18 protein-coding genes and 1 tRNA gene are annotated in these 24,391 nt (G+C 55.9%); 11 read left to right on the top strand and 8 right to left on the bottom strand.

Annotated elements, in window-relative coordinates; genetic code table 11:
* Positions 1 to 74: 74 nt before the first annotated feature.
* Complete coding sequence (locus AD949_RS07635; RefSeq protein WP_048836132.1) at positions 75 to 1,220, bottom strand: N-acetyltransferase; 1,146 nt, start codon at positions 1,218 to 1,220, stop codon at positions 75 to 77.
* Positions 1,221 to 1,295: 75 nt separating this feature from the next.
* Between AD949_RS07635 and AD949_RS07630 the strand changes: the two genes are divergently transcribed.
* The 5 genes from AD949_RS07630 to msrA all read left to right on the top strand — a co-directional run bounded on the left by AD949_RS07630 (position 1,296) and on the right by msrA (position 7,687).
* Entirely contained in the window at positions 1,296 to 2,102 is an 807-nt protein-coding gene (locus AD949_RS07630) for an SDR family NAD(P)-dependent oxidoreductase (RefSeq protein WP_244463384.1), read from the top strand.
* A gap of 239 nt (positions 2,103 to 2,341) precedes the next feature.
* A tRNA-Cys gene (locus AD949_RS07625) sits at positions 2,342 to 2,415 on the top strand.
* Between the two features lie 296 nt (positions 2,416 to 2,711).
* Positions 2,712 to 4,145, top strand: coding sequence for a TolC family outer membrane protein (locus AD949_RS07620; protein WP_048836130.1), 1,434 nt, complete (start codon positions 2,712 to 2,714; stop codon positions 4,143 to 4,145).
* A gap of 181 nt (positions 4,146 to 4,326) precedes the next feature.
* On the top strand, positions 4,327 to 7,020 hold the full coding sequence (locus AD949_RS07615; protein WP_048836129.1) for a valine--tRNA ligase: 2,694 nt from the start codon (positions 4,327 to 4,329) through the stop codon (positions 7,018 to 7,020).
* A 130-nt stretch (positions 7,021 to 7,150) separates the two neighbouring features.
* Positions 7,151 to 7,687, top strand: coding sequence for a peptide-methionine (S)-S-oxide reductase MsrA (gene msrA / locus AD949_RS07610; protein ID WP_048836128.1), 537 nt, complete (start codon positions 7,151 to 7,153; stop codon positions 7,685 to 7,687).
* 15 nt (positions 7,688 to 7,702) lie between these two features.
* Here msrA and AD949_RS07605 read toward each other — a convergent pair whose 3' ends face one another.
* The 5 genes from AD949_RS07605 to AD949_RS07585 all read right to left on the bottom strand — a co-directional run bounded on the left by AD949_RS07605 (position 7,703) and on the right by AD949_RS07585 (position 13,379).
* On the bottom strand, positions 7,703 to 9,061 hold the full coding sequence (locus tag AD949_RS07605; protein ID WP_048836127.1) for an ABC transporter ATP-binding protein: 1,359 nt from the start codon (positions 9,059 to 9,061) through the stop codon (positions 7,703 to 7,705).
* Positions 9,062 to 9,075: 14 nt separating this feature from the next.
* On the bottom strand, positions 9,076 to 10,764 hold the full coding sequence (locus AD949_RS07600) for an ABC transporter permease (RefSeq protein WP_048836190.1): 1,689 nt from the start codon (positions 10,762 to 10,764) through the stop codon (positions 9,076 to 9,078).
* A 68-nt stretch (positions 10,765 to 10,832) separates the two neighbouring features.
* Positions 10,833 to 11,312, bottom strand: coding sequence for a dUTP diphosphatase (gene dut / locus AD949_RS07595; protein WP_048836126.1), 480 nt, complete (start codon positions 11,310 to 11,312; stop codon positions 10,833 to 10,835).
* A 27-nt stretch (positions 11,313 to 11,339) separates the two neighbouring features.
* On the bottom strand, positions 11,340 to 12,587 hold the full coding sequence (gene coaBC / locus AD949_RS07590; protein WP_048836125.1) for a bifunctional phosphopantothenoylcysteine decarboxylase/phosphopantothenate--cysteine ligase CoaBC: 1,248 nt from the start codon (positions 12,585 to 12,587) through the stop codon (positions 11,340 to 11,342).
* A gap of 6 nt (positions 12,588 to 12,593) precedes the next feature.
* A complete protein-coding gene (locus AD949_RS07585; protein ID WP_048836124.1) occupies positions 12,594 to 13,379 on the bottom strand; it encodes a class I SAM-dependent methyltransferase in 786 nt (261 codons plus the stop codon).
* A gap of 29 nt (positions 13,380 to 13,408) precedes the next feature.
* On the opposite strand from AD949_RS07585, the gene mutM reads away from it, so the two are divergent.
* The 6 genes from mutM (at position 13,409) to gyrB (ending at position 21,455) form a co-directional block, all read left to right on the top strand.
* The gene (gene mutM / locus AD949_RS07580; protein ID WP_048836123.1) at positions 13,409 to 14,248 is read left to right on the top strand and encodes a bifunctional DNA-formamidopyrimidine glycosylase/DNA-(apurinic or apyrimidinic site) lyase; all 840 of its coding nucleotides are present in this window, start codon (positions 13,409 to 13,411) and stop codon (positions 14,246 to 14,248) included.
* A 132-nt stretch (positions 14,249 to 14,380) separates the two neighbouring features.
* Entirely contained in the window at positions 14,381 to 14,650 is a 270-nt protein-coding gene (rpsT, locus tag AD949_RS07575) for a 30S ribosomal protein S20 (RefSeq protein ID WP_025826906.1), read from the top strand.
* A 329-nt stretch (positions 14,651 to 14,979) separates the two neighbouring features.
* Positions 14,980 to 16,416, top strand: coding sequence for a chromosomal replication initiator protein DnaA (gene dnaA / locus AD949_RS07570; protein WP_096430232.1), 1,437 nt, complete (start codon positions 14,980 to 14,982; stop codon positions 16,414 to 16,416).
* A gap of 140 nt (positions 16,417 to 16,556) precedes the next feature.
* Positions 16,557 to 17,681, top strand: a complete 1,125-nt coding sequence (gene dnaN, locus AD949_RS07565; protein ID WP_048836122.1) for a DNA polymerase III subunit beta — start codon at positions 16,557 to 16,559, stop codon at positions 17,679 to 17,681.
* A gap of 113 nt (positions 17,682 to 17,794) precedes the next feature.
* On the top strand, positions 17,795 to 18,904 hold the full coding sequence (recF, locus tag AD949_RS07560) for a DNA replication/repair protein RecF (protein WP_048836121.1): 1,110 nt from the start codon (positions 17,795 to 17,797) through the stop codon (positions 18,902 to 18,904).
* Positions 18,905 to 19,013: 109 nt separating this feature from the next.
* On the top strand, positions 19,014 to 21,455 hold the full coding sequence (gene gyrB / locus AD949_RS07555) for a DNA topoisomerase (ATP-hydrolyzing) subunit B (RefSeq protein WP_048836120.1): 2,442 nt from the start codon (positions 19,014 to 19,016) through the stop codon (positions 21,453 to 21,455).
* A 358-nt stretch (positions 21,456 to 21,813) separates the two neighbouring features.
* On the opposite strand, the gene kdsA is transcribed toward gyrB, so the two are convergent.
* The gene (gene kdsA, locus AD949_RS07550) at positions 21,814 to 22,653 is read right to left on the bottom strand and encodes a 3-deoxy-8-phosphooctulonate synthase (protein ID WP_048836119.1); all 840 of its coding nucleotides are present in this window, start codon (positions 22,651 to 22,653) and stop codon (positions 21,814 to 21,816) included.
* Positions 22,650 to 24,281, bottom strand: coding sequence for a CTP synthase (locus AD949_RS07545; RefSeq protein WP_048836118.1), 1,632 nt, complete (start codon positions 24,279 to 24,281; stop codon positions 22,650 to 22,652). Before AD949_RS07545 ends, kdsA begins: the two co-directional genes overlap by 4 nt.
* Positions 24,282 to 24,391 lie beyond the last annotated feature (110 nt).

Genomic DNA, 24,391 nt, shown 5'->3' with positions numbered 1-24,391 from the left:
TTGCTTTCCGTAACAGGAACGCATGTCTTCCTATGCTGAATGCCGCATAGGTTTCAATTTTCAGCTCAGTTCTTTCAGGAAAGCAGCTTTTCAAACATCCGATGGCGTTTATACGGCACCGGCACAATCCGCTCGATCAAGTTCCGGATTGGCATATTAGTTTCCAGAACCCAGCCCAGTTCAATTGTCCGATAAGGCAGATCTCGCCCGCGCTTCATCAGTTCGTCAATCAGTAGTCCGGGGATGATGGCGCTTAGGGCTGTGCCGCTGAGCTTTTTCTTGACCCCCAGCAGGATCACACGGGCAGAATAAAAATCATGCGTCAGCAGGCGCGAGGCCAGCTTTACCCAGCCAAGCGGGGAGGGGGCGCCACCAATATCGCCGTTTAAGTCAAAAACATTCGGGATAACCAGCGCAATCGCGACGGGCTCTTCCTTAAATTCAACCAGAACAAACTGCTCAGGACGTAAAACGGGCTTAAGCGCTTTGAGCAAGGCGTGAATTTCGATTGCCGTGATGGGGACATTGCCCCATGTGCCTTCCCATGCGTCATTGTAGATTGTACGCAGGATGTCGGCATCTTCATCAATACGGTCTTTCCGCAGACCACGAACCGTAATGCCCCCCAGTCTTTCTCTCAAGTTGTTGGGAATTCGGTTAGCTTGCTCAGCGGCCGGACTGGTCTCCATTCTGTAAGACAGCAAGTCTATGGCCTTAGAGAAGCCTGCCTGTTCAATAGCTGGCCCCAGTGTGGCCGGATGCCAGCCTGTGCCGACCATGGGTGGCTCCATCTGACCGTCAATCATGGTGCCCGATTCACCATGAGAATTCAGCGTCCATGGCCCTCTAATCCGTTCAATCCCCTGTGCCTTGAGCCAGTCCGTTGCGGCATCTAGAAGGGGTTTGACGCAATCTGTGTCCAGTGCATCCAGCGCGCCAAAAAAGCCGGTTCGTGGGCCGGGCTGTTCAAGTGTCAACGTATCAATTTGAGCGGATATTCGTCCGATGGGCTTCCCATCGCGCCAAGCCAGAAAGTAACATGCCGTCCCGTGGCTGAAAAAAGGAGACCGGCGCGGATGGAGCATATCTTTCTGCTCCATATCCAGAGGCGGGACATAGCTGGGCTGGTCGTTGTAAAGCAGGCGCGGAAGCTTGATGAACAATGAAAGCTGACGAGCGCCCGAGACGGGGGAAACGACGATCTGGTTCGGGGTGGTCATCGGTACTCCATCAAACTCTGGGCCTGGAAACCGCAAGGTGATGCATCATTCCGACGGAATGGAAAAGGGGGAAGTGTGAACAAGGTCTCAAAGCACAGGCACGAACTCCGGTCTGTTCTGATTACAGGAGCAACCGGAGGTATCGGTATGGAGCTTGCAAAACGGTACGCAAAACCCGGACGTATGCTCATCCTCTGGGGACGAAATAAGGAGCGACTGGATACGATTGCCAGCCTGTGCTGCTCTCGCGGAGCTGAGGTTTCTCCTCGCCAGATTGATCTTTCGGATGGTGAGGCCGCTCTTGCTGCTCTACGGGAGGATGAGGCTCGGCATGGTCTTGATCTGGTGATTCTCGGCGCGGGCTTGTCCGATATCAAATCCCCTGATCAGCAAACAGAAGACCCTGCGGGAGTCCTGAAGCTGGCGCTTGTCAATTATGCAACGCCGGTAACGCTCGCCACGGCCGCCGCACAAAGCATGATCCGCCAAGGATATGGCAAAATTGTTCTGATTGGGTCTGTCGCCGGGTTCTACGAGTTGCCCTTTGCGGCCTCCTACAGCAGTTCCAAAGCCGGTCTGGCCTGTTTCGCGCAGGCTGCCAATCTGGCATGGCGCCCTAAAAACGTTCAACTGACCCTTGTTATTCCGGGTTTTGTAGATACGCCCATGAGTCAGCGGCTTGAAGGACCAAGACCGTTTCTGGTGTCTGCTGGGAGTGCTGCCCGTAAGATTATGCAGGCTATCAGGGTCGGGCAGGCGGAGCTTATCTTCCCTTGGCAGTTCCGCGTTCTGAGAGTGGCTGAGCGCCTGCTACCAGCCTTTCTCCGCAGACATATTCTACAAAGTCTGGACGTAGGGCAGAAAGAGCACGCCCGATCCTGACGTGATTTTTTGCATCCCAATACTCGGAAAGACATATTGGCGTGGTCAGATTTTGCCATAGGACTCAGCAGACAAGGGATGCGAGTTGAGGAATTTCAGGAGCGAAGAAGATTATCTGAAACGCTCCTGATGCTCTCTCTCTCAAGCCAGAAGGGGCTTTGAGAACGTGTGCTGAAAATCCTTCACGCAATGGCTTGACCAGAGCGATATTAAGAGAGATAAGACCGTCACACCACACCGGTCCGGTGGCAGAATGGTGATGTAGCGGACTGCAAATCCGCGTACGTGGGTTCGATTCCCGCCCGGACCTCCAGTTTTCGTTAAACTGGAAAACAGTGGCGTCCTCCGCGTTGTGCTCTTTATTTAAAAATTAATGCTCAACGCAGGATTAAACTCAGAGAGCCACACGATAACCAATCTTGCGACGCTTTGGACGACGCATCAATCTTCTCTTTGTCTTAGTAATTCATGAATACCTTGCCAAAGTAAGAGATAATTCTTTGCGCATACTTTATAGTTTTTTAGCTAATAAAAGATAGAAATATGCTCTTTATCGTGGCATGAAGTGGCAACTATTTATTTGTGCTCTAATTCAGGCAGGAGAAACAAATGCGGCGTATTTACGGGGTTGGGATGGGCATGGCGGCCATGCTTTGCAGTTCCACTGCGTGGGCCCAGAAGTATGATGGAAGTGGGTCCCCGACCTTTATACCCCATACGCTCCAGGAAGCTCTTGCCTCAGCCTATCTGACCAACCCCACACTGCAACAGGCGCGCGCCACATTGCGCGCAACGGATGAGCAGGTTCCAACCGCGCTGGCCGGGTGGCGTCCGACTGTTTCGGGAACTGCTGGGCTAACCTATTATCAGGGCACGAATGACTATCAGGGCAGCGCTGACCAGCCGGGTTATCTGCGTATGTATAATACACCGGGTTATACCGCAGGCGTGACGATTACGCAGCCCCTCTATACGGGTGGCAAAACCACGGCATCCACGCATCAGGCTGTCAATAAAGTCATGGCGGCGCGGGCTAACCTGATTTCGGTCGAGCAGCAGGTCTTCAAGAATGTTGTGAACGCGTATGTTAGTGTGATTGAAGACGAACAGCTTCTTCAGCTTAACATCAATAACGAGCGCGTTTTGCAGCAGCAGTTGCGGGCTACGAATGAACGCTTCAAAGTTGGGGAGATTACCCGGACCGACGTTGCGCAGGCGGAATCTGCCTATGCCTCCTCAAAGGCTACCCGCCAGCAATCCGAAGGTACTCTTCAGACAGCTCAGGCCACATATATGCAGATTGTAGGGATGGCGCCCCCACCCAATCTCGTGCCGCCTCAGCCTCTGGTTCTGCCTGTCAAAAATGAGCAGACGGCCGCAGCCATGGCGGTCAAAAACAATCCTGATGTGATTAATGCGCTCTTTACGGAATCCTCTCAGAAGGACGCCGTATCCGTTGCCATGGCGGCAATTATGCCGAAAGTTTCCGCGACCGCGGCCTATAGTCGGCAGATCAACCAGAGCTTGAATCATCAGATTGATGAAAACAAGTATGCCATGTTGAACTTCAACATTCCCATTTATCAGGGTGGGTCAGAATACGCAGCCGTGAGGCAGGCCAAGCAGCAAGCACAGGCGGCCCACCGTGAAGTGGATATCCAGCGCCGCACGGTTGCGCAGGATGCTGTTTCAAACTGGCAGAAACTTGTCTCATATCAGGCGGCAATTTCCAGCAACCGCGCGGCCATTAAAGCAGGCACCGTCGCTCTTGATGGCGTTGAGCGTCAGGCTATTGTGGGCACAAGTACAACGCTGGAAGTGCTCCAGCAGCAGGAAACCCTGCTTCAGGCGCAGGTGGCACTCGTGCAAAGCCTGAGCAACATGGTTATTGCCTCTTATAACGTAGCCTCCGCCATCGGTCGTCTGACTGCGGCAGATCTACAGCTCAATGTTCCCTTGTATGATGACAAGGCCTATTACAAAGCGGTTAAAGATCGACTTTGGGGCATTAATGACTATGCTGTCGGCCAGCCGGGGCGCTAATAGCTGAGGCAGAATTTTTGGTCAGATAGACCGTTCCTTATTCTGAGTGCCCTGTTTTTCATCCCATGTGGTGAAAAGTAGGAGTGCGAGATATTTCCTGCACGGAGCGCAGGGACTATAACCTTCCGAAGGCGGGGGCATAACATGCCGTCCGCCTTTTTATGTTTTCGGGTTGGATATCATGCTGAACAAGACTTTTGAGCCTGCTGAGACAGAGAAGAAACTTTACGACCTGTGGGAGAGCGAAAAAGCATTTTCGGCTGACCCGCAGAGCGACAGGCCGTCGTTCACCATCATGATCCCCCCGCCAAATGTAACGGGCACCCTGCATATGGGACATGCCCTGACCATGACCTTGCAGGATACGCTAGTGCGCTGGAAGCGGATGCAGGGGTTTGACACCCTGTGGCAACCCGGCACCGATCACGCAGGCATTGCGACACAGATGGTCGTCGAACGGGCTCTGGCAGCGGAAAACACCACACGTCAGGAGATGGGGCGTGACGCCTTTGTCCAGCGCGTCTGGAAATGGAAAGAAGAGTCAGGTGGCGGCATTACTCGCCAGCTCCGTCGTCTGGGGGCGTCTCTGGACTGGCCACGTGAGCGCTTCACCATGGATGAAGGTCTGTCCCGCGCGGTGAAAGAGGTGTTTGTCACCCTTTACAAGGAAGGGCTGATCTACCGTGACCGTCGCCTCGTCAACTGGGATCCGATGTTCCGCTCCGCCATTTCCGATCTGGAAGTGGAAAGCAAGGATGTAGCCGGTAAGCTCTGGTACATTCGTTATCCTGTTGAGGGCAAACCCGGCGAAACCATTACTGTCGCCACGACCCGCCCGGAGACCATGCTGGGTGACGTCGCTGTTGCCGTGCATCCGGAAGATGAACGGTATGCGGCCTTGGTTGGCCAGTCTGTCCGCCTGCCACTTACGGGGCGACTGATCCCTATTGTGGCGGACCTGCATTCAGACCCGGAAAAAGGCACCGGCGCGGTGAAAATCACCCCGGCACATGATTTTAACGACTTTGAGGTCGGTCGTCGTCACAACCTGCCCATGCTTTCCGTTCTGGATGAGCAGGCCTGCGTGATTCTGGATGAAATTGTAGATGAACTGGCCAGCGTTGAAGGGCTGTCTGACCCTGCTTTTGTGAAAAGTCTCGCGGGGCTTTCTCGTGAAGACGCGCGGAAAACTATTGTCGCGGAACTGGAAAGACTGGAGTGGCTTGAAAAAATCGAGCCGCATCGCCATCAGGTTCCCCATGCGGAACGCGGCGGCGCGGTGATTGAACCACGCCTGACCACGCAATGGTATTGCGACGCCGGAAAACTGGCTGGACCGGCGATTGAGGCTGTCACCAGCGGTAAAATTTCCTTCGTACCCAAACAATGGGAAAACACGTTTTTTGCGTGGATGCGGGATATCCAGCCGTGGTGCATTTCCCGCCAGCTCTGGTGGGGGCATCGTATTCCCGCATGGTATGGCCCAGATGGACAGGTGTTTGTGGCGCATGATGACGCAGACGCCCAAAAACAGGCTGACGCCCATTATGGCCGGACTGAAACGCTGACACAGGACGAGGACGTTCTGGATACGTGGTTCTCCTCTGGCCTGTGGCCGTTTTCTACGCTCGGCTGGCCGGATAAAACACCGGAACTGGCGCGCTACTATCCGACCGACGTTCTGGTGACCGGCTTTGACATTATTTTCTTCTGGGTCGCCCGGATGATCATGATGGGCCAGCACTTCATGCATGATGTGCCGTTCCGCGACATTTTCATTCATGGTCTGGTGCGGGATGAGCGCGGCCAGAAAATGTCCAAAAGCAAGGGCAACGGTATTGATCCGCTGGAGCTGATTGATGACTACGGCGCCGATGCGCTGCGCTTTACCATCTGTGCGCTGACAGGCATTGGGCGTGACGTGAAACTGGGCCGGAAGAAGGTCGAGGATTACCGCGCCTTTGTCACTAAAATCTGGAATGCAGCCCGCTTCTGCGAAATGAACGGCGTGAAGGCGCAGGCTGATTTTGACCCACAGAGCGTTACCTCTGCGCTCGGAAAATGGATTATTGCCGAAGCTGCCACGGCGATTCAGGATGTGACAAAAGCGCTTGAAGCCTATCGGTTTGATGACTACGCGCTGAGCTGCTACCGCTTTGTCTGGAACCGTTTTTGTGACTGGTTCCTTGAATTCGCTAAACCTGTTTTTGCATCGGATGACGCCGCAGAAGCGGCTGAAATCCGCGCCGTGGCAGCATATGTCTTGGGCGTCACTCTTCGCCTCTTGCAGCCTGTCATGCCATTTGTGACAGATGAACTCTGGACCGAATTCGGCTTTGGCAAACAGGGAAGCCTGATTTCTGAAGCATGGCCGAAACCGGTTAGTCTCGCGGGGGCTGATGAGGCTCGGGCAGAATGCGACCATATTATCCGCCTGATTTCTGAAATTCGTACCGTCCGGGCGGAAATGAACGTCCCGCCCTCACAAAAAGCACCAGTCTTCCTGCAAGATGCAGCCCCTGAAACCTTGCAGCGCGCGGAACGCTGGCAGGAGGCTATCGGACGTATGGCCCGTGTCTCGCACGTTGCAGCGCAGCAGGGCGATGTCCCGCGTGGCTCGGCGCAGGCTGTTGTGGATGAGGCAACGCTGATTATTCCGCTGGAAGGGCTGATTGATCTTCAGGCGGAGCAGGACCGCCTGAAGAAGGAACTGGCGCGCGCGGATGATGAAATCGCCAAGACAGACAAAAAACTCGGGAACGAAAATTTCGTCTCACGCGCTAAACCTGAAATTGTTCAGGAAATGCGGGAACGTCTCGAAGCCCAACAGGGTGAGAGCATGCGCCTGAAAGCCGCACTGGCGCGTATCGCCTGATTCGGGTGCTTCCTAAGGTCTGCGCCGATCCTGCCTAGGTCAGTTCTTGTCTGGGTCAGTCCTTTCGGGGCTAGTCCTATCTGGGCCGAGGCGCAGACCTTTTGAGGCACGATTTAGGAAGGGAGAGAAAATGTCTCAGTCTATCGTTCTTGGTGGGGGATGCTTCTGGTGCATGGAAGCCGTTTTCAAAGATATGGCCGGTATCCTCTCCATCGCTCCCGGCTATGCTGGCGGGCACTCTGATAACCCCACGTACAAACAGGTCTGCACAGGTCAGACAGGGCATGCGGAAGTCATCCGGTTGGAGTTTGACCCCGACGTGATCGGGTCTGACGATGTGCTGCGTATGTTCTTCACGCTGCATAATCCCACCACTCTCAACCGGCAGGGGGACGATATTGGCACGCAATATCGCTCTGCTATTTTCTATGCTGATGACGCCCAGAAAAATGCAGCACTCCGTGTTAAGGCGGAAATCGAGCAGGCTGGTCTCTGGGATGCACCGATTGTGACAGAAATTGCGCCGCTAGAAACGTTCTGGCCCGCTGAGCCCATGCATTTTGATTATTATGAACGCAACCCGAACACAGGGTACTGTCAGGCTGTTATCGCACCAAAGGTCGCTAAAGCGCGTAAGCTTTATGCTGCACGCTTTAAAAGAGACTGACGCCTGACGGCCTTGTTATTCTGAGACCGCTTCTTCCAGATAGAAGCGGTCTCCTTCTTCATCAAAATCAAACAACTCAGCAAAACGCGCCCACCCCACAACGGTCTGGAGTGTCAGACGCGCGTAGTCGGGTGACATGACCTCTTCCAGAGCGCTCCGGAACCGATCCGCGTTGGTGCTATGAGACGGTCGTTCATCCAGAACTGTGCAGATCATTTTTACCAAAGGCACATGATGGAACAGAGCGTGATTCAGGATGGCTTTGCGCTCCTCAAGATCGCTCAGCACAAAATGCACGCCATCATTGGTCAGCAGAATGTCACCATCTTCCAGTTCCGCAAGGCCAAGGAGTTCCAGAGATTCGCCCAGCGGGAAAAGATCATCCAGTTCTAGTTGTAGTTTTTCAGCAAGCACCGGCAGGTCTGCTCGCCCGTCAAGCGGATGCGCAGCCAGAGCCTCCATCATTCCGATCATCATCGTGATGGACACAAGCGGAAGAGCTATGAACGATGGTGTGGCCTGCACCGCCTGTTTCACACCAACAGCCAGATCGGCCTCGGAAATAATCGGCGCCCGCTGCGTCATCAACGCATAAATATGGTCAACAAACTGGCGAAAGGCCGGGTCTTCCCGGTCTCGTGGGTGCGTAAACGGCACAGTCAGGACATGCGCAATCCGGCCGGGGTTGGAAGAAAAGATCATGATCCGATCACAGATCAGAACGGCCTCTTCAATATTGTGCGTCACCACAAGCATGGCCTGAACAGGCAGCTTTTTTTCTGACCAAAGTTCGACCAGATCGGTCCGCAAATTTTCGGCTGTTAGAACATCCAGCGCGGAAAAAGGCTCGTCCATCAGGAGGAGGTCTGGCTGTACCACTAGCGCACGCGCCAGCCCGACACGTTGCTGCATGCCGCCGGATAGTTCCTTTGGCCAAGCATTTTCGTAACCACCCAGTCCAATCAGATCGATGGCGTTTTGCACCAGCCTGTCGCGCTCCTCGCCGGTAACGCCTTTGGCTTCCAGTCCAAGGGCTACGTTCTCTTCGACAGTCATCCACGGGAAAAGCGCGAAGGACGAAAAGACCATGGAGACGCCGTCAGCCGGGCCTTTCAACTCCTCGCCTTTCCAGACAACTTCTCCCGACGTGGGGGCAAGCAGCCCGGCAAGAAGACGCAGAAGTGTCGATTTTCCTGAGCCGGATCGGCCCAGAAGTCCCACTATTTCTCCGCTCCGTAGAGTCAGGCTGACATCATCCAAAACCAGCAGATCAACCGTGCTGTCTTTGTGATAGGACTGGCTGACGTGCCGTGCCTCCACCAGCACTGAAGCGTGCCCGGCAACAGAGTGAGCGGAGAGGGAAGGGGACGTCATGCTTCGGTCCTGTGTCAGATCAGTTTCAGGCGGCGGTAAGCGTAATCAGAAAGAGGACGCCAGACCAGCCAGTTGAGTGCGAGTATAAAGAGCGTCATGACCGCTAGGCCCAGTGCTGCCGCGCTAAGGTCACCGTCCGTTGTGGCTTGTGCAATGTAAGCGCCAAGCCCCTGCACTTTCAGCGTTTCATGCCCCCATTGCACGGCTTCGGCAGCGATGGCGGCATTCCATGCGCTGCCTGAGGCTGCGAGAACTCCGGTGAGATAAGCGGGCGTAATGCCGGGCAGGATAATTTTCCGCCACCAGAGAAAACCTGTCACCTTAAACGTCTCACCAGCTTCCAGCAGATCAGCCGGAAAAGACGCTGTGCCATTAATAACGTTGAAAACGATATACCATTGCGCGCCCAGCATCAGCAAAGGTGTCAGCCAGACAGCGGGCGTCAGATGGACATAAATAATGGTGGCTACAAAGAGCGGAAAAAGCAGATTGGCGGGGAAGGCCGCACAGGACTGCACAATCATCTGGGCACGCTGGGCACGTGCGGGATTAAGCCCAAGCCAGACACCGAGCGGCACCCAGAGCAGGGACGCAAGGCCGAGCATACTGACAACGCGGAGAAGCGTATAAAACCCCAAGATAACAACATGCAGGATTTGTTCAGCTGTATAAGCGGTCGCACCGTAGCCCCAAACCACCTTTACCGCACCCAGAAAAATCACACCGAGCGCACTGAGCCATAAACCGTCAGAAAGCCGTTTTGATACGAGCGTTTGCGAAGGTGCGGTGCGCCCCGGCCTGTGCCCAAGGGGAAGGGATGCAAGCCTGTGCAGGAAGGATAGAAGGTGATCGACCCCACCGCGCAGAATATGGGTACGCCGCAGCAGACGGAGCATCCACGGCTCTGTCAGGATGGCATCCTGCTCCGTTGTCTCCAGACGGAAACGGGACGCCCAGACGGTGAGGGGACGGAACAGAAGCTGATTATACGCGAGTATGACACCTATCATGGCGAGAATAGCCGCCAGAACCGCACCGATATTTTGCTGACTGAGGGCCATGCCAACGTAAGACCCGATACCGGGCAGCGCAATCCGCGTATGGCCGACGGCTATGGTCTCAGAATAGACCAGCACGAACCAGCCACCGGCCATGGAGATCATGGCGTTTCTTACAAGAGCAGGGATGGCGCACGGCACGTCCAGACGCCAGAACTTTTGCCAGCTTGTTAGGCCAAAGCAGCGGGCAGCCTCTTCAAGCTCGGTCGGAATAGTGCGCAAAGAGTGGTACATGCCGGACGTCATGGTCCATGCCTGTGATGCAAAAACCGTGCTGATAACGGCCAGTTCCGCACCGAAAGATTGCCCCGGAAACAGCCCCAGAAAAAAGGCGACTGTGAAGCCCAGAAAACCGAGAGCGGGAATGGAGTGCAGGATGTCCAGCAGCGGCACTAGAATTTGTGCTGCGCGCCGACTTTTGGCCGCTAGTGTTGCGTAAAGAAAAGAGAAAGCGAGCGATAGGCCGAGGGCTATAAACATCCGTAACGATGTGCGCGCCGCGTAGTCAGGAAGATAGAGAATATCGAGATGAAGAAGGGTCTGAAGGGGGGGGGCAGGCACGGCCAGTGTGTGGTTCACACTATATCCGGCCAGCACGGCCAAACCTGCCAGACAGACTAGCAGACTCACCTTTACCACAGTCATGTGGCGTGGTGGCAGGCGCGTCACAGGACCTTGAAAAGACGGGGAAAAATCCGGGGCCCGGCCTGCCTTCATGGCAGGCCCGTTCCGGTACTGCCAAACCCGCCCGCACCGCGAGCGGTTTCATCCAGACTGTCCTGCTCAACCCACGAGATTCGTTCTACCGGGGCAATCACAGCCTGCGCAATGCGCATGCCATGTTCAACCGTAAACGGCTCGCTGCCCGCGTTGAGAACTATCACCCCGACTTCGCCCCGATAATCCTCATCAATGGTGCCGGGAGAATTTGGAAGAACGATACCGTGCTTTAGCGCGAGACCAGAACGTGGCCGCACCTGCAATTCATATCCCGGAGGCAGGGCAATAGATAAGCCTGTTGGAATAACCGTGCGGCCACCGGGCTGAAGGGTCACTGGTTCCGGCACTGCCGCCAGTAAGTCCATCCCGGCAGCACCCGCGGTCGCGTATGAGGGCAGCGGCAAGTCCTGCCCGTGCGGCAGGCGCTTCACCCGGACTGTCAGACCGGCTTTCCGGGATTCAGATGCGGGCATCAGGCACTCCATAATTCATTGATCTTATCACGCTTTGTGAGCGGTAAGAAACCAATCTGCAAGAGACAGAGCGAGTTTGCGCGCTACCTCATCTTTCCGCAGGCGCGGCCAGTGTTCCACTTTATCCTGCGTGATGAGCGTTACCTCATTCTCCGCGCCGCCCATAATATCTGAACCTTCGCCAACATTATTGGCAACAATCCAGTCACACCCCTTTCTGGCAAGCTTGGCGCGCGCGTGGGCTTCCACGGTTTCTGTCTCGGCAGCAAAACCAATGACAAGGTGAGGACGGAAGGCGGACGGTGCCGAAAGTTTTGCCAGAATGTCAGGGTTAGGAGAGAGTGCGAGCGGCGGCGGCACATCATCCCGGTTTATTTTTTTGATTTTTTGTGACTGCACGGAAGTCGGTCGCCAGTCGGCAACGGCTGCTGTGCAGACTGCGGCATCAAACACCGTCTCATGCGCCGCAGCAAGCGCAAGGTCACGCATCTGGGAGGCAGTTTCACAAAAATAAGTAAGAACCCCGGCTGGTGGCCGTAGGGTTGTCGGTCCGCTGATCAGCGTTACAGCAGCGCCCATATCCGCAAGTGCCTCCGCAAGCGCATAACCCTGCTTACCAGAGGAGCGATTGGCGAGATATCGCACGGGGTCCAGTGGTTCATGCGTCGGGCCTGCTGTCACAAGACAGGTCCTGCCTGCCAGCGGCCCCTGTTTTTGGGCCTGAACCCGGAAAAACGTCAGAACCGCATCGCGCACATCGGCAGGTTCTGCCATGCGGCCCGGACCATATTCGCCGCAGGCCATCTCGCCCTCGACAGGCCCGATAAAAGTCACGCCCCGTCTTACCAGCGTCTGGATATTGGCCTGCGTGGCCGGATGCTCCCACATCCGCACATTCATGCCCGGTGCGACCATCACGGGCGTATCTGTTGCCAGCAGAACGGTGCTGGCCAGATCATCCGCCAGCCCACCGGCCATGCGGGCGAGCAGATTGGCCGACGCCGGACAGACAACAATAAGATCTGCCGAGCGCGACAGCGCGATATGCCCCATTTCCTGTTCCGCGGTGAGCGAAAAGAGGTCTGTATAGACCGGCTGGCCGCTGAGCGCCTGTAACGTCAATGCCGTGACAAACTGGCTGCCTCCTTCCGTCAGCACGCACCGCACCTGTATGCCATCAGACTGCAAAGCGCGGATGAGTTCCGGCGCTTTAAAAGCCGCGATGCTCCCGCTGACAATGAGCAGGACAGAGCGGAGAGGGAGGGCAGCCGTCATGAAGGATCAGAGACGCCAGCCAGAGTGAATGGCCGCAATCCCGCCTGAGAGAGACTGATACCGCACATGAGACAGACCGGCCTCACGGAACATGTCCGCCAGTGTTTCTTGATCGGGGAAGGTACGGATGCTTTCCGCTAGATACTGATAGCTTTCCCGGTCTCCCGCCACCATGCTGCCCATGGTCGGCAAGACCTTGAATGACCATGCGTCATAAATCGGGGCGAGAGCCGCAACCTGCACACGGGAGAATTCAAGGCACATGAATCGCCCGCCCGGACGCAGCACACGGCGGGCTTCCCGAATAACGGCCATTTTATCGGTGCAGTTTCTCAGACCGAACGCAATGGATACGCGGTCAACAGACATGTCTTTCAGCGGAATCGCTTCTGCATCAACCACAGCAAAGGACAGATCAGAGACGAAACCCCGGCTCAGCGCACGGTCCCGCCCGATGGAGAGCATGCTGGCGTTAATGTCGGTCATGATGGTAGGGCCGCCGCCGCCCTGCAACCAGCCAAAGCTGATGTCACCCGTGCCGCCCGCCAGATCCAGCAGGGACAGGCCGGGCTGCGGCCCGAGCTCCGTGACAAAAATACGTTTCCAGATCCGGTGAATCCCCAGAGACATCAGATCATTCATGACGTCATACTTACCCGCAACGCTGTCGAAAACAGCGCGGACGAGGGGTTTCTTCTCTTCCTTCCGGACGGAGCGGAAGCCGAAATCGGTTTCTTCCACCTGCGGCGCAGCGGAAGATGAGGGGGAGAGCGCAAAGCTATTGTCGGTCATGGTGTTACCCTATACCCTACTTTGCACTCATGCCGGAACTCCCTGAAGTCGAAACCGTGATGCGCGGTATGCAGATCGCCCTGCAAGGCCACGCACTCAGCGATGTCATTCTCCGCCGCCCGGATCTGCGATGGCAGATTCCTGCGGATTTTCGGCAATCCGTCGCCGGACAGACCATCATCGGGTTTCGCCGTCGCGGAAAATATATTCTCATCCGGTTGTCTAATAATCTGTCCATCGTGCTGCATCTGGGCATGTCGGGACGCATTGTTCTCGATTCTCCAATCGCCCCGGCCCTGCATGAGCATGTGACATTCCTCACAGAGGACGGACGCCGTTGCGGGTTTGTTGACCCTCGCCGGTTCGGAATGCTCGACCTTGTGCCGACCACCCACGAAGAACGTTATAAGTTTTTCTCCGCCATGGGGCCGGAGCCGCTGGAACCCGCGTTTACGGGGGCCGTGCTCCACGCCGCTCTCAAGGGGCGGAAATCTCCGATCAAGACCACGCTGCTGGACCAGAAGATTGTCTCCGGGCTTGGTAACATCTATGTGTGTGAAGCCTTATACCGAGCAGGCATCCATCCGAAGACCTTGGCTGGCACCCTGAAACCGCAGGAGACGAAGCGGCTCGTTCAGGCCATCAAAGATGTGCTGAATGAGGCCATCGCGGCAGGCGGTTCAAGCCTGAAAGATTATGTCCGGCCAGAAGGCGGTTTAGGGTATTTTCAGCATGCATGGCGAGTTTATGGGCGCAAGGGCCAGCCTTGCCCGGACTGCCCCGGCCCGCCGGACTGTATGGGGGTTGAACAGATAACGCAGGCCGGTCGCTCCACCTTTTTCTGCCCTTTACGGCAGAAAATAAGGTAAAATTACCTCTATAATGAGGGAAGCGGCTTGACTGTGGATACCGCTGTGGATTACAGCACCGCTACTCTTTGCAGCCAACCCGGCATTGTCGGGTGGCTACCATTTCTTTTGTGCTGGATTAAATAGAAACTCATGGCGAATATCGCTTCAGCGCGTAAGCGCATCCGGCAGACCGCAAAGCGGACTGCTCGTAACACAGCCCGCAAATCTCGCATGCGCACGTTCATCAAGAAAGTTGAAACTGCTATTGCTGCTGGCAACCATGAAGAAGCACGTGAAGCTCTGCGTGTTGCTCAGCCGGAACTGCAGCGCGGCGTGATCAAGGGCGTTGTGCATGCAAACACGGTTGCACGCAAAATCTCCCGCCTGTCTGCTCGCGTGAAGTCTCTGGCAACCGCCTGAGACCTTCGGGCTGCATCCGCAGCCTTCTGAAGCATGCGTTCTGTAAAGCCGAATCATCCTAGGGTGATTCGGCTTTATTTTTGCATGCGCTTTGGCATGACAGAAATGAGGGCTGGGGTGCCGAGATTTTCATTGCTCCACCCCCGTGCCTGCTTTAGTTCTGGCAGTTAGCCTCCACTCTCAGGACTGCGTCTTTTTTGCGCACCTGCGCCGTAGTCATGGCGGGAGTGAGGCGGGCTGGAAGGCTGGCTGTCCGGTGGCTGTGCAAACAGTCCCTTTATCGAAAATTATGCGCGGCTGGCCGCGTTTATGACCGCTCGGGAGCGTAGATGACAATCGGAGTGGACGAGGACGAAAGGGCATTCCCCCTAGCTGAAGACAGCAAGGCTCTTGAGGAATCGTGGTTACAGATCTGTTCAAGGCTGAAGGGAGAAGTCGGGGAGGTTGAATACCGTACTTGGCTGACCAAGATCGCGCTGGGGCCTGTGGATGGTGATGAGATTACACTCCTCCTGCCCACCCGCTTTCTGCGTGACTGGGTGCGTAGCCAGTATGGAGACCGCCTGAGCGAGCTTTGGAATCAGGTCCTCCCCGCCATTCGCCGTGTTGAGCTTCAGGTCGCCCGTCCGGGTGATCCGGTCGCGCCTCCGCTTGCCCTTGTCACGGAAGATGCCCCGACCGCCTCTACTCCCGCCATTGACGTGGAAGACGCTCCGCGAAGCGCACCGGAAGTGCGGAGTGACCTCGTCACCACGTTGGATACCCGCTTTACGTTCGATACATTTGTGGTCGGCAAACCGAATGAGTTTGCCTATGCCTGCGCCCGGCGCGTGGCTGAAAAGCCCTCCAGCGTCGGCTTCAATCCGCTGTTTCTGTATGGTGGCGTAGGTCTGGGCAAAACGCATCTGATGCATGCCATCGGCGCGGAACTGGTGCAGAGCGGCAATGTCTCCGTTGCCTATATGTCTGCTGAAAAATTCATGTACCGCTTCATCGCGGCCATCCGGTCTCAATCGACCATGGAATTCAAGGAGCAACTCCGCTCCGTCGATGTCCTGATGATTGATGATCTCCAGTTTCTGATCGGCAAGGACAACACGCAGGAAGAATTCTTCCACACCTTCAACGCGTTGGTTGATGCTGGACGGCAGATTGTGGTGTCGGCTGACAAATCTCCATCCGATCTATCCGGGCTGGAAGACCGTCTACGCACCCGGCTGGGCTGTGGCATGGTGGCGGATATTCACGCCACGACTTTTGAACTGCGCATCTCCATTCTGGAATCCAAGGCCGCAGCCTCCGGCGTGGTTGTACCGGGCAAGGTTCTGGAGTTTCTGGCCCATAAGATCACATCCAACGTGCGCGAACTTGAAGGTGCGCTGAACCGCCTGATTGCGCATGCCAATCTGTTTGGCCGCCCCGTTACGCTGGAAGCCACGCAGGATGTCCTGCACGATATTCTCAAGGCGCATGATCGCCGCGTGACGATTGAAGAAATCCAGAAGCGGGTGGCAGAGCACTGGAATATCCGTCTGACGGATATGTCTTCAGCCCGTCGTGCCAGAGCGGTTGCCCGCCCACGGCAGGTTGCCATGTATCTGGCCAAGCAATTAACCAGCCGGTCTCTGCCAGAAATTGGCCGCAAATTTGGAAACCGCGACCACACGACTGTCATGCACGCCGTCTCTCGCGTGGCGGAACTTATGGAGCGTGACCCCGCTTTTGCAGAAGATGTCGAACTGATGCGCCGGATGCTGGAAAGCTAAACCGGGAATGCCCGCAGTCTCACGCAGGGATACGGGCATTCAGAGATTGACTGCACCGTTACGGCTGTTAGTTTTCAACAGGATAATCCCGGCCCGCCTGAATTCCTGCGTGGGGCCGGTCATGCAGGGAAGAGGCATAGATGAAATTTTCAGCTGAGCGCGCAATACTGCTCAAAGCTTTGGCACACATCCAGAGTGTTGCTGAAAAGCGTAACACCATACCCATCCTTGCGAACGTTCTGATTCAGGCGGCAAACGGTCGGCTGAGCCTTAAAGCGACCGATATGGAAATTGAGGTGGTGGAAGACATTCCGGCCACCATCACGCGTGACGGCGCGACGACGGTCCCGGCTTCGGTTCTGTACGAAATTGTCCGCAAACTGCCTGATAGCGTAGAAGTGGAGCTGGATCAGGCTGACAGTGAAGGCCCACTGCTGCTCCGTGCCGACCGCTACGCCACCCGCCTGAACGTGCTGAGCGTGGATGACTTCCCCTCCATGGGGACGGGTGATCTGCCGTGCCACTTCAAGCTCGGCTCCGCTGTGCTGCGCTCCCTGATTGACCGCACACGCTTTGCGATTTCCACCGAAGAAACCCGTTATTACCTGAACGGCATTTTCTTTCACGCAGCGGATACAGACAGCGGCAAACAACTCCGCGCCGTGGCGACAGACGGCCACCGTCTTGCCCGCGTGGAAGCAGCACTGCCTGCCGGGGCGGAAACCATGCCCGGCGTCATCATTCCGCGCAAAACAGTCGCAGAACTGCGCAAGCTGCTTGATGAAGCGCCGGAAGAGATTGAAGTCGCTCTCTCGGAAACCCGCGTGCAGTTTACGACTGGCTCCGTCATGCTGACTTCCAAGCTGATTGACGGCACGTTCCCGGAATATGACCGCGTTATTCCCCTGAATAACACGCGCATCCTGCGGGTTGGAAAGAAAGACTTTTCCGATGCCGTGGCCCGTGTGGCAGCCATCAGTCAGGAACGCTCCCGTCCGGTCAAAATGGCACTCGAGCCCGGACTGCTAACGCTGTCAGCCAGTAGCCCGGAACAGGGTATGGCGACGGAAGAGCTGGATAAAAGCCGCATTTCCTACGATGCGGAAGCTCTGGAAATCGGCTTTCAGGCACGCTATCTGAACGACATTACCGATCAGGTCGAAAAAGACGTTGAATTCGCGTTCTCAGATAACTCAGCGCCTACCATTGTGCGCGATGTTGATAGTCCATCAGCACTGTATGTGCTGATGCCTATGCGCGTTTAAGGCCGTTTGCCCCTATGCCCTGCGCCGGTTTTTTCGCTGAAACAGGCGTAGGGAAGGGGGCTTGCTCACGTAAGCAATGCTTTCTCTCAGCGACACATCCTCTCGGATAAAATGTGGCGCAGCTTCTTAAACTGACCCTTTCTGATTTTCGGAATTATGAGCGTCTGGTGTGGTCACCGGATGCCTCTCTGGTTGTCATCACCGGAGAGAACGGAAGCGGCAAGACCAATCTGCTTGAATCCTTGTCGCTTTTAACACCGGGCAGGGGGCTACGCGGCGCGCCGCTGGCTCAGTTGGGCCGGAACAGTGCGACAAGCTGGGGAATATCCGCACGTTTTTCTTTGCATGACGACGCACTTGAACTCGGCACCGGCATGGCTGGCACCGGGGAGGCTGCTCGGCGGGTCTATCTGCTGAACGGTCAGCAGGTTCGTAACCGTGACGCGCTGGAGGACACGCTCTCCGCCGTATGGATTACCCCGCAGATGGACCGCCTGTTCAGTGAAGGCGCCTCCGGTCGGCGGCGCTTTCTGGACCGTCTGGTTATGGCTGTCACACCCCACCATGCGCGCGAACTGCTGGCGTATGACCGCGCCATGACACAGCGCAATCGCCTTCTTCAAACCCGATTTTCTGAAGCATCATGGCTCAGTGGACTGGAAGCCTCCATGGCGCGACACGGTGTTGCTGTTGCGGCTGGCCGACGCGAGATGGTGCAGCAACTGTGCCTGTTTGCCCGCTCAAGCCTCGGTGCTTTTCCGGGCGTGGACGTTACCTTGCTGTGTGAAGTTGCTGATCAGCTTCATCATGCCCCAGCACTCACTGTAGAAGACTGGCTGCGTGACCAGCTTGCGGCAAACAGGCAGCAGGACAGGGAGCGCGGACGGGCTACGGCAGGGGTGCATCGGTCTGATTTTAAGCTGTCTGACCTGCAAAGCGGCCTTTCGGCGGCCACAGCCAGCACGGGCCAGCAAAAAACCCTTCTGATGGGCACGGTGCTGGCGCATGCGCGGCTGGTGGAAGATTACCGTGGCACACCGCCTGTCCTGCTGCTGGATGAACCGTTGGTACATCTGGACCACAAGCGGCGGGCCTCACTGCTGGAAATTGTCCGGGATTTTCGTGCATCCGTAATCCTGACCGGAACAGATGAAGCGCCCTTTCAGGATTTGAGAGCGCAGGCGCAATTCGCCACACTAAAACAGGGGGAATTTCTCGCATAAGGCGGGAAACAATCTCACAAAAGAGAGCTTCTAATCTGGTCGGACTGCGCTGGCCGGAGTATAAGAGAAGATCAGGTCCTTTTCTTCTTTCCCGGAGTACCATCACCATATGACCGACCTTTCTCAGCCCACCCCAGTGACCGGAATGGAAGAAGAGTATGACGCCGCGTCAATCTCTGTACTGAAAGGGCTGGATGCTGTTCGTAAGCGGCCGGGGATGTATATCGGTGATACGGATGATGGCTCTGGCCTGCACCATATGGCGTTCGAGATTATTGATAATGCGGTTGATGAAGCGCAGGCCGGTTTTGCAACCCGCTGTGTTCTGATCCTGAATGCCGATGGCAGCGTGACTGTCCGGGATAACGGGCGCGGTATTCCAACCGATATGCATGCGGAAGAAGGCATTAGTGCTGCCGAAGTTGTGCTGACGCGCCTGCATGCTGGCGGCAAGTTCAACCAAAATTCCTATAAGGTCTCCGGCGGCCTGCACGGCGTGGGCGCCGCTGTGGTGAACGCGCTTTCCGAATTTATGGAAGTGCGCATTTGGCGTAACGGGCAGGAGCACGTCATCCGCTTCCGCCATGGGGAGCGGGAAGGGCCGCTGGAAGTTGTTGGGCCGTCTGACGAAGAACGTGGCACACAGGTGACCTTCCTGCCAAGCGGTGCAACCTTTCCCAGAACAGTTTTCGACTTCGCCATTCTTGAACGCCGCCTGCGTGAACTGGCTTTTCTGAATTCCGGGCTGGAAATTGTTCTGCGCGATGCCCGTACGGAAGAACTCCGGGAAGAAGTCTTCTATTACGAGGGGGGGCTGGAAGCGTTTGTGCAGTGGCTGGATCGCGCCCGTGCGCCGATTGTCACGCCCCCCATTACCGGTAGCATGGAAAATCCGGACAACGGCATCAAGGTTGAATTCGCGCTGAGCTGGAATGACAGCTTTCATGAAACAATGCTGTGCTTCACCAACAATATTCCGCAGCGCGACGGGGGTGCTCATCTGGCCGGGTTCCGTCAGGCGTTGACACGTATTGTCGGGAAATATGCGGAAAGCATTGCCAAGAAAGACGCGCAGTCTCTGGTGGGTGAAGATATGCGTGAAGGCCTGACGGCTGTTCTGTCCGTCAAGGTGCCGGACCCGAAATTCTCCTCTCAGACCAAAGACAAGCTGGTCTCTTCTGAAGTGCAGCCCGTGGTGCATGCCGCCGCGGCGGACATGATCGGCCACTGGTTTGAAACGCACCCCAAGGAAGCCAAACTTGTGGTTGGCAAGGTGCTGGACGCGGCCTCCGCGCGAGAGGCCGCCCGTAAAGCCCGCGAACTGACACGCCGGAAAGGTGTGCTGGATATTTCCTCACTGCCGGGCAAGCTGGCTGACTGTCAGGAACGCGATCCCTCCAAAGCTGAAATCTTCATCGTTGAGGGTGATTCCGCAGGTGGGACAGCAAAACAAGGGCGTGACCGCCGTTTTCAGGCTATCCTGCCACTGAAGGGCAAAATCCTCAACGTGGAACGCGCCCGGTTTGACCGGATGCTCGGATCAGCCGAAATTGGCACACTGATTACGGCTCTTGGCACCGGCATTGGTCGCGGAGAGGCTGATCAGGGCGGTTTTACTGTCGATAAACTCCGTTACCATCGCATCGTCATTATGACCGACGCTGACGTGGATGGCTCCCATATCCGGACGCTGCTTCTGACCTTCTTCTTCCGCCAGATGCCGGAACTGATTGAGCGCGGTTACCTCTACATTGCTCAGCCACCGCTTTACCGTGCCAAGCGGGGCAATGAAGAACGCTACTTGAAAGACGATGCCGCCCTTGAGCAGTATCTGCTGGATAAAGCGCTGAATAATGCTGCTTTTGTTTATTCCGATGGCAAGATTGTCGCCGGGGAAGACCTTGAAGCTGATCTCCCCTTTGTCCGGCAGGTCGGGCAGACTGTGTCCCGCCTGTCCAACCGTGTTCCAAGCTGGATTATTGAACAGGCCGCACTGGCTGGCGCTCTGACGTCCGATCTGGAAACGCTCCAGCAGCGTATTCCTGACCTCCAGAAACGTTTGGATGATGCTTCGGCTGAAAATGAACGCGGCTGGAAGGCTGCGGCCAGCAGGGATGGTCTGGAACTGGCTCGCAGTGTGCGTGGTGTGGGTGAGGTTTACCGGATTGATCCCATTATGCTGGCTGGCGGTGATGCGCGCTGGTTAACCAGCCAATTGGATCGTCTGGTTCGTGAGTTTGGTGAAGGCGTAAGCCTACGGCTGGAAAGCACGGAACTGCCGCTTAAGGGCCCGTCTGAACTCTATACCCGACTGCTTGCGCTGGGCCGACGCGGTCTGGCCATCAACCGCTTTAAAGGGCTGGGTGAAATGAACGATGCACAGCTGTGGGAAACCACACTAGATCCGTCCATGCGCACCCTGCTTCAGGTAAGAGTAGGGGATGTTGAAGAGGCTGGACAGGTCTTTACAACCCTGATGGGCGACGTCGTTGAGCCCCGTCGTGATTTTATTGTGGGTAATGCTCTGAAAGTTGCTAATCTGGACGTATAAGGCGGCAAGCTTTTACATTTTAAAAGCGGACCATGGGGAGCATCTTTGCTCCCCATTTTTTTGCACGGTCATACAAAAATATCTTTTTCCCATAAAAAAATACGCAATCCTTACGTCTTACGTCTTACGTCTTACGTCTTACGCCGACACTTCCTTACGACACGGCTGAAAAGCGTTATGAGAGCGAATAAGCCAGCCGGACATTACCTGCGTTATGGTTTTTCAGAATGCTGTGACAATGCGCCATCGCTGGAACAGCCACAGAAAGTCCAATCAAATCCCAAATAAAAAAGAGGGTCAAAAGAGCCAATAATAGCTCTTTTGACCCTCTTTAAGTCGGCCTCTTTGAAAACAGAGGTTACGCTGCGCCTTTGATCAACTGATCAATCCTGCGGAACTGCTTCAGCAGAGCCGGGAGCGATTTGATAGGGAGCATGTTCGGGCCGTCACTCGGGGCGCGGTCAGGGTCTTCATGCGTTTCGATAAACAGAGCAGCAACCCCGATAGCCAATGCGGCACGGGACAGGATAGGCGCGAATTCCCGCTGACCACCAGAAGAACCACCCAGACCGCCGGGCTGCTGGACGGAGTGTGTGGCATCATACACAACCGGATAGCCTGTCTGCGCCATAATCGGCAGACCCCGCATGTCATTTACCAGCGTGTTGTAGCCAAAGCTGGTGCCGCGTTCACACAGCATGATGCGTTTATTGCCTGTGGAGGCAATTTTGGCTGCAACGTGCTGCATGTCCCAAGGCGCTAGGAACTGGCCTTTTTTGACATTGACAACTGCCCCGGTCTCACCAGCCGCCAAAAGCAGGTCTGTCTGGCGGCACAAAAATGCCGGGATTTGCAGAACATCCACAGCTTCCGCCACCGGAGCGCACTGTTCCGCCGCGTGAACATCCGTCAGCACCGGAATGTTCAGGCTATTGCGGATATCCGCCAGAATAGCCAAGCCGTCCTTCATGCCAACGCCACGGGCACTGGAGAGGCTGGTGCGGTTAGCCTTGTCAAACGAGCTTTTGTAAATCAGCCCGACATTGGCTGCTGCACAAATTTCTTTCAGCGCCACAGCCGTTTCCATGGCATGGGCCGCAGATTCAATCTGGCACGGGCCTGCAATCAGCACGAAAGGCTGATCGTTCCCGACATTAAGAGACTGAAGCTGAAAATTATGGGCAGCAGCATACGTCATGCGCGACGAGCCTTTTCAAGAGCCGCACCGACAAACCCAGAAAAGAGCGGGTGCGGCGCGAAGGGTCGGGATTTGAGTTCCGGATGATACTGCACCGCGACAAACCACGGATGATCCGGATACTCGACCACTTCCGGCAGAATACCATCAGGAGACAGGCCGGAGAACTTCAGCCCCGCTTTTTCAAGCTGTTCCTTATAGTGAATATTTACCTCATAACGGTGGCGGTGGCGTTCACGGATGTCCGTTGTGCCGTAAATTTCTGCGGCGCGAGAACCGTCAACCAGCGTTGCCGGATAAGCGCCAAGACGCATGGTGCCACCAAGCTCACCGCCTTCACTTCGGCGCAGTCGCTCATTGCCACGCGCCCACTCCGTCATCAGCCCGACCAGAGGCTCATCGGCCTCTCCAAATTCGGTAGAGGAGGCGTTGGGTAGACCAGCAAGGTTACGCGCGCATTCAATGACCGCCATCTGCATCCCGAAGCAGATACCCATGAACGGAATGCCACGTTCACGCGCATAGCGGACAGCGGCAATCTTACCTTTGGAACCGCGTTCACCAAATCCGCCCGGCACCAGAATACCATGGGCATTGGCGAGACGGTCCAGAGCCTCGGGGGACTCTTCCAGCGCTTCCGCTTCCACCCAGTCCAGTTTTATTTTGGCACGATGAGCGATGCCGCCATGTAGCAGGGCTTCATTCAAGGATTTGTAGCTGTCCAGCAGCGCCGTATATTTTCCAACCACGGCAATGCGGACATCCCCATCCGGGCGGCGGATTGCATCGACAATACGTTCCCAACCAGACAGATCAGGCTCTTCCTCGTGGGGAAGGCCGAAATAGTGCAGAACCTCGGTATCCATACCTTCAGCATGGTAGGCGAGGGGGCAGGAATAAATGGTATCAACGTCCCGCGCCGCAATCACGGCTTCCGGGCGCACGTTACAGAAATTCGCAATCTTGCGGCGTTCAGTATCCGGAATGGCGCGGTCACAGCGGCACAGCAGGATCTGGGGCTGGATACCGACATTCTGCAACTCTTTAACGGAATGCTGGGTCGGCTTGGTCTTCAATTCCCCAGCGGACGGAATCCATGGCAGCAAGGTGAGATGCACCACCATAGTCTGCGCAGGCCCAAGATCATTCCGAAGCTGGCGAATAGCCTCAAGGAAGGGAAGGCTCTCAATGTCACCAACCGTCCCACCAATCTCGACCAGCACGAAATCGACGTCATCCGTGTTTGCAACGACAATATCTTTAATGGCGTCGGTGATGTGCGGGATCACCTGCACTGTCGCACCAAGATAGTCGCCACGGCGTTCCCGCGCGATAACATCTGAATAGATCTTACCAGTAGTGGTGTTGTCCGCCTTGGTGGCATTCACGCCCGTGAAGCGTTCGTAATGACCGAGGTCAAGGTCAGTTTCAGCCCCATCGTCGGTTACAAACACTTCCCCATGCTGATAGGGGCTCATGGTGCCGGGGTCGACATTCAAATACGGGTCAAGCTTACGCAAGCGGACTTTATAGCCGCGCGATTGCAGCAGGGCAGCAAGAGCTGCTGAGGCGATGCCTTTTCCAAGAGAGGACACCACACCGCCGGTGATAAATACGAAACGGGTCATGAGCAGACTTCCTACACGGACAAGGACGGGTGGGTAAAGATAGACACAAAAATTCCTCCGCAGCTTTGTGCAAGCGCAGAGGGACAAAGACACTTGCTCTCTCCATCTCC

This window comes from Acetobacter orleanensis, from assembly GCF_001581005.1.
Taxonomy (GTDB): Bacteria; Pseudomonadota; Alphaproteobacteria; order Acetobacterales; family Acetobacteraceae; genus Acetobacter; species Acetobacter orleanensis.
This window is presented reverse-complemented; position numbering and strand designations above follow the sequence as displayed.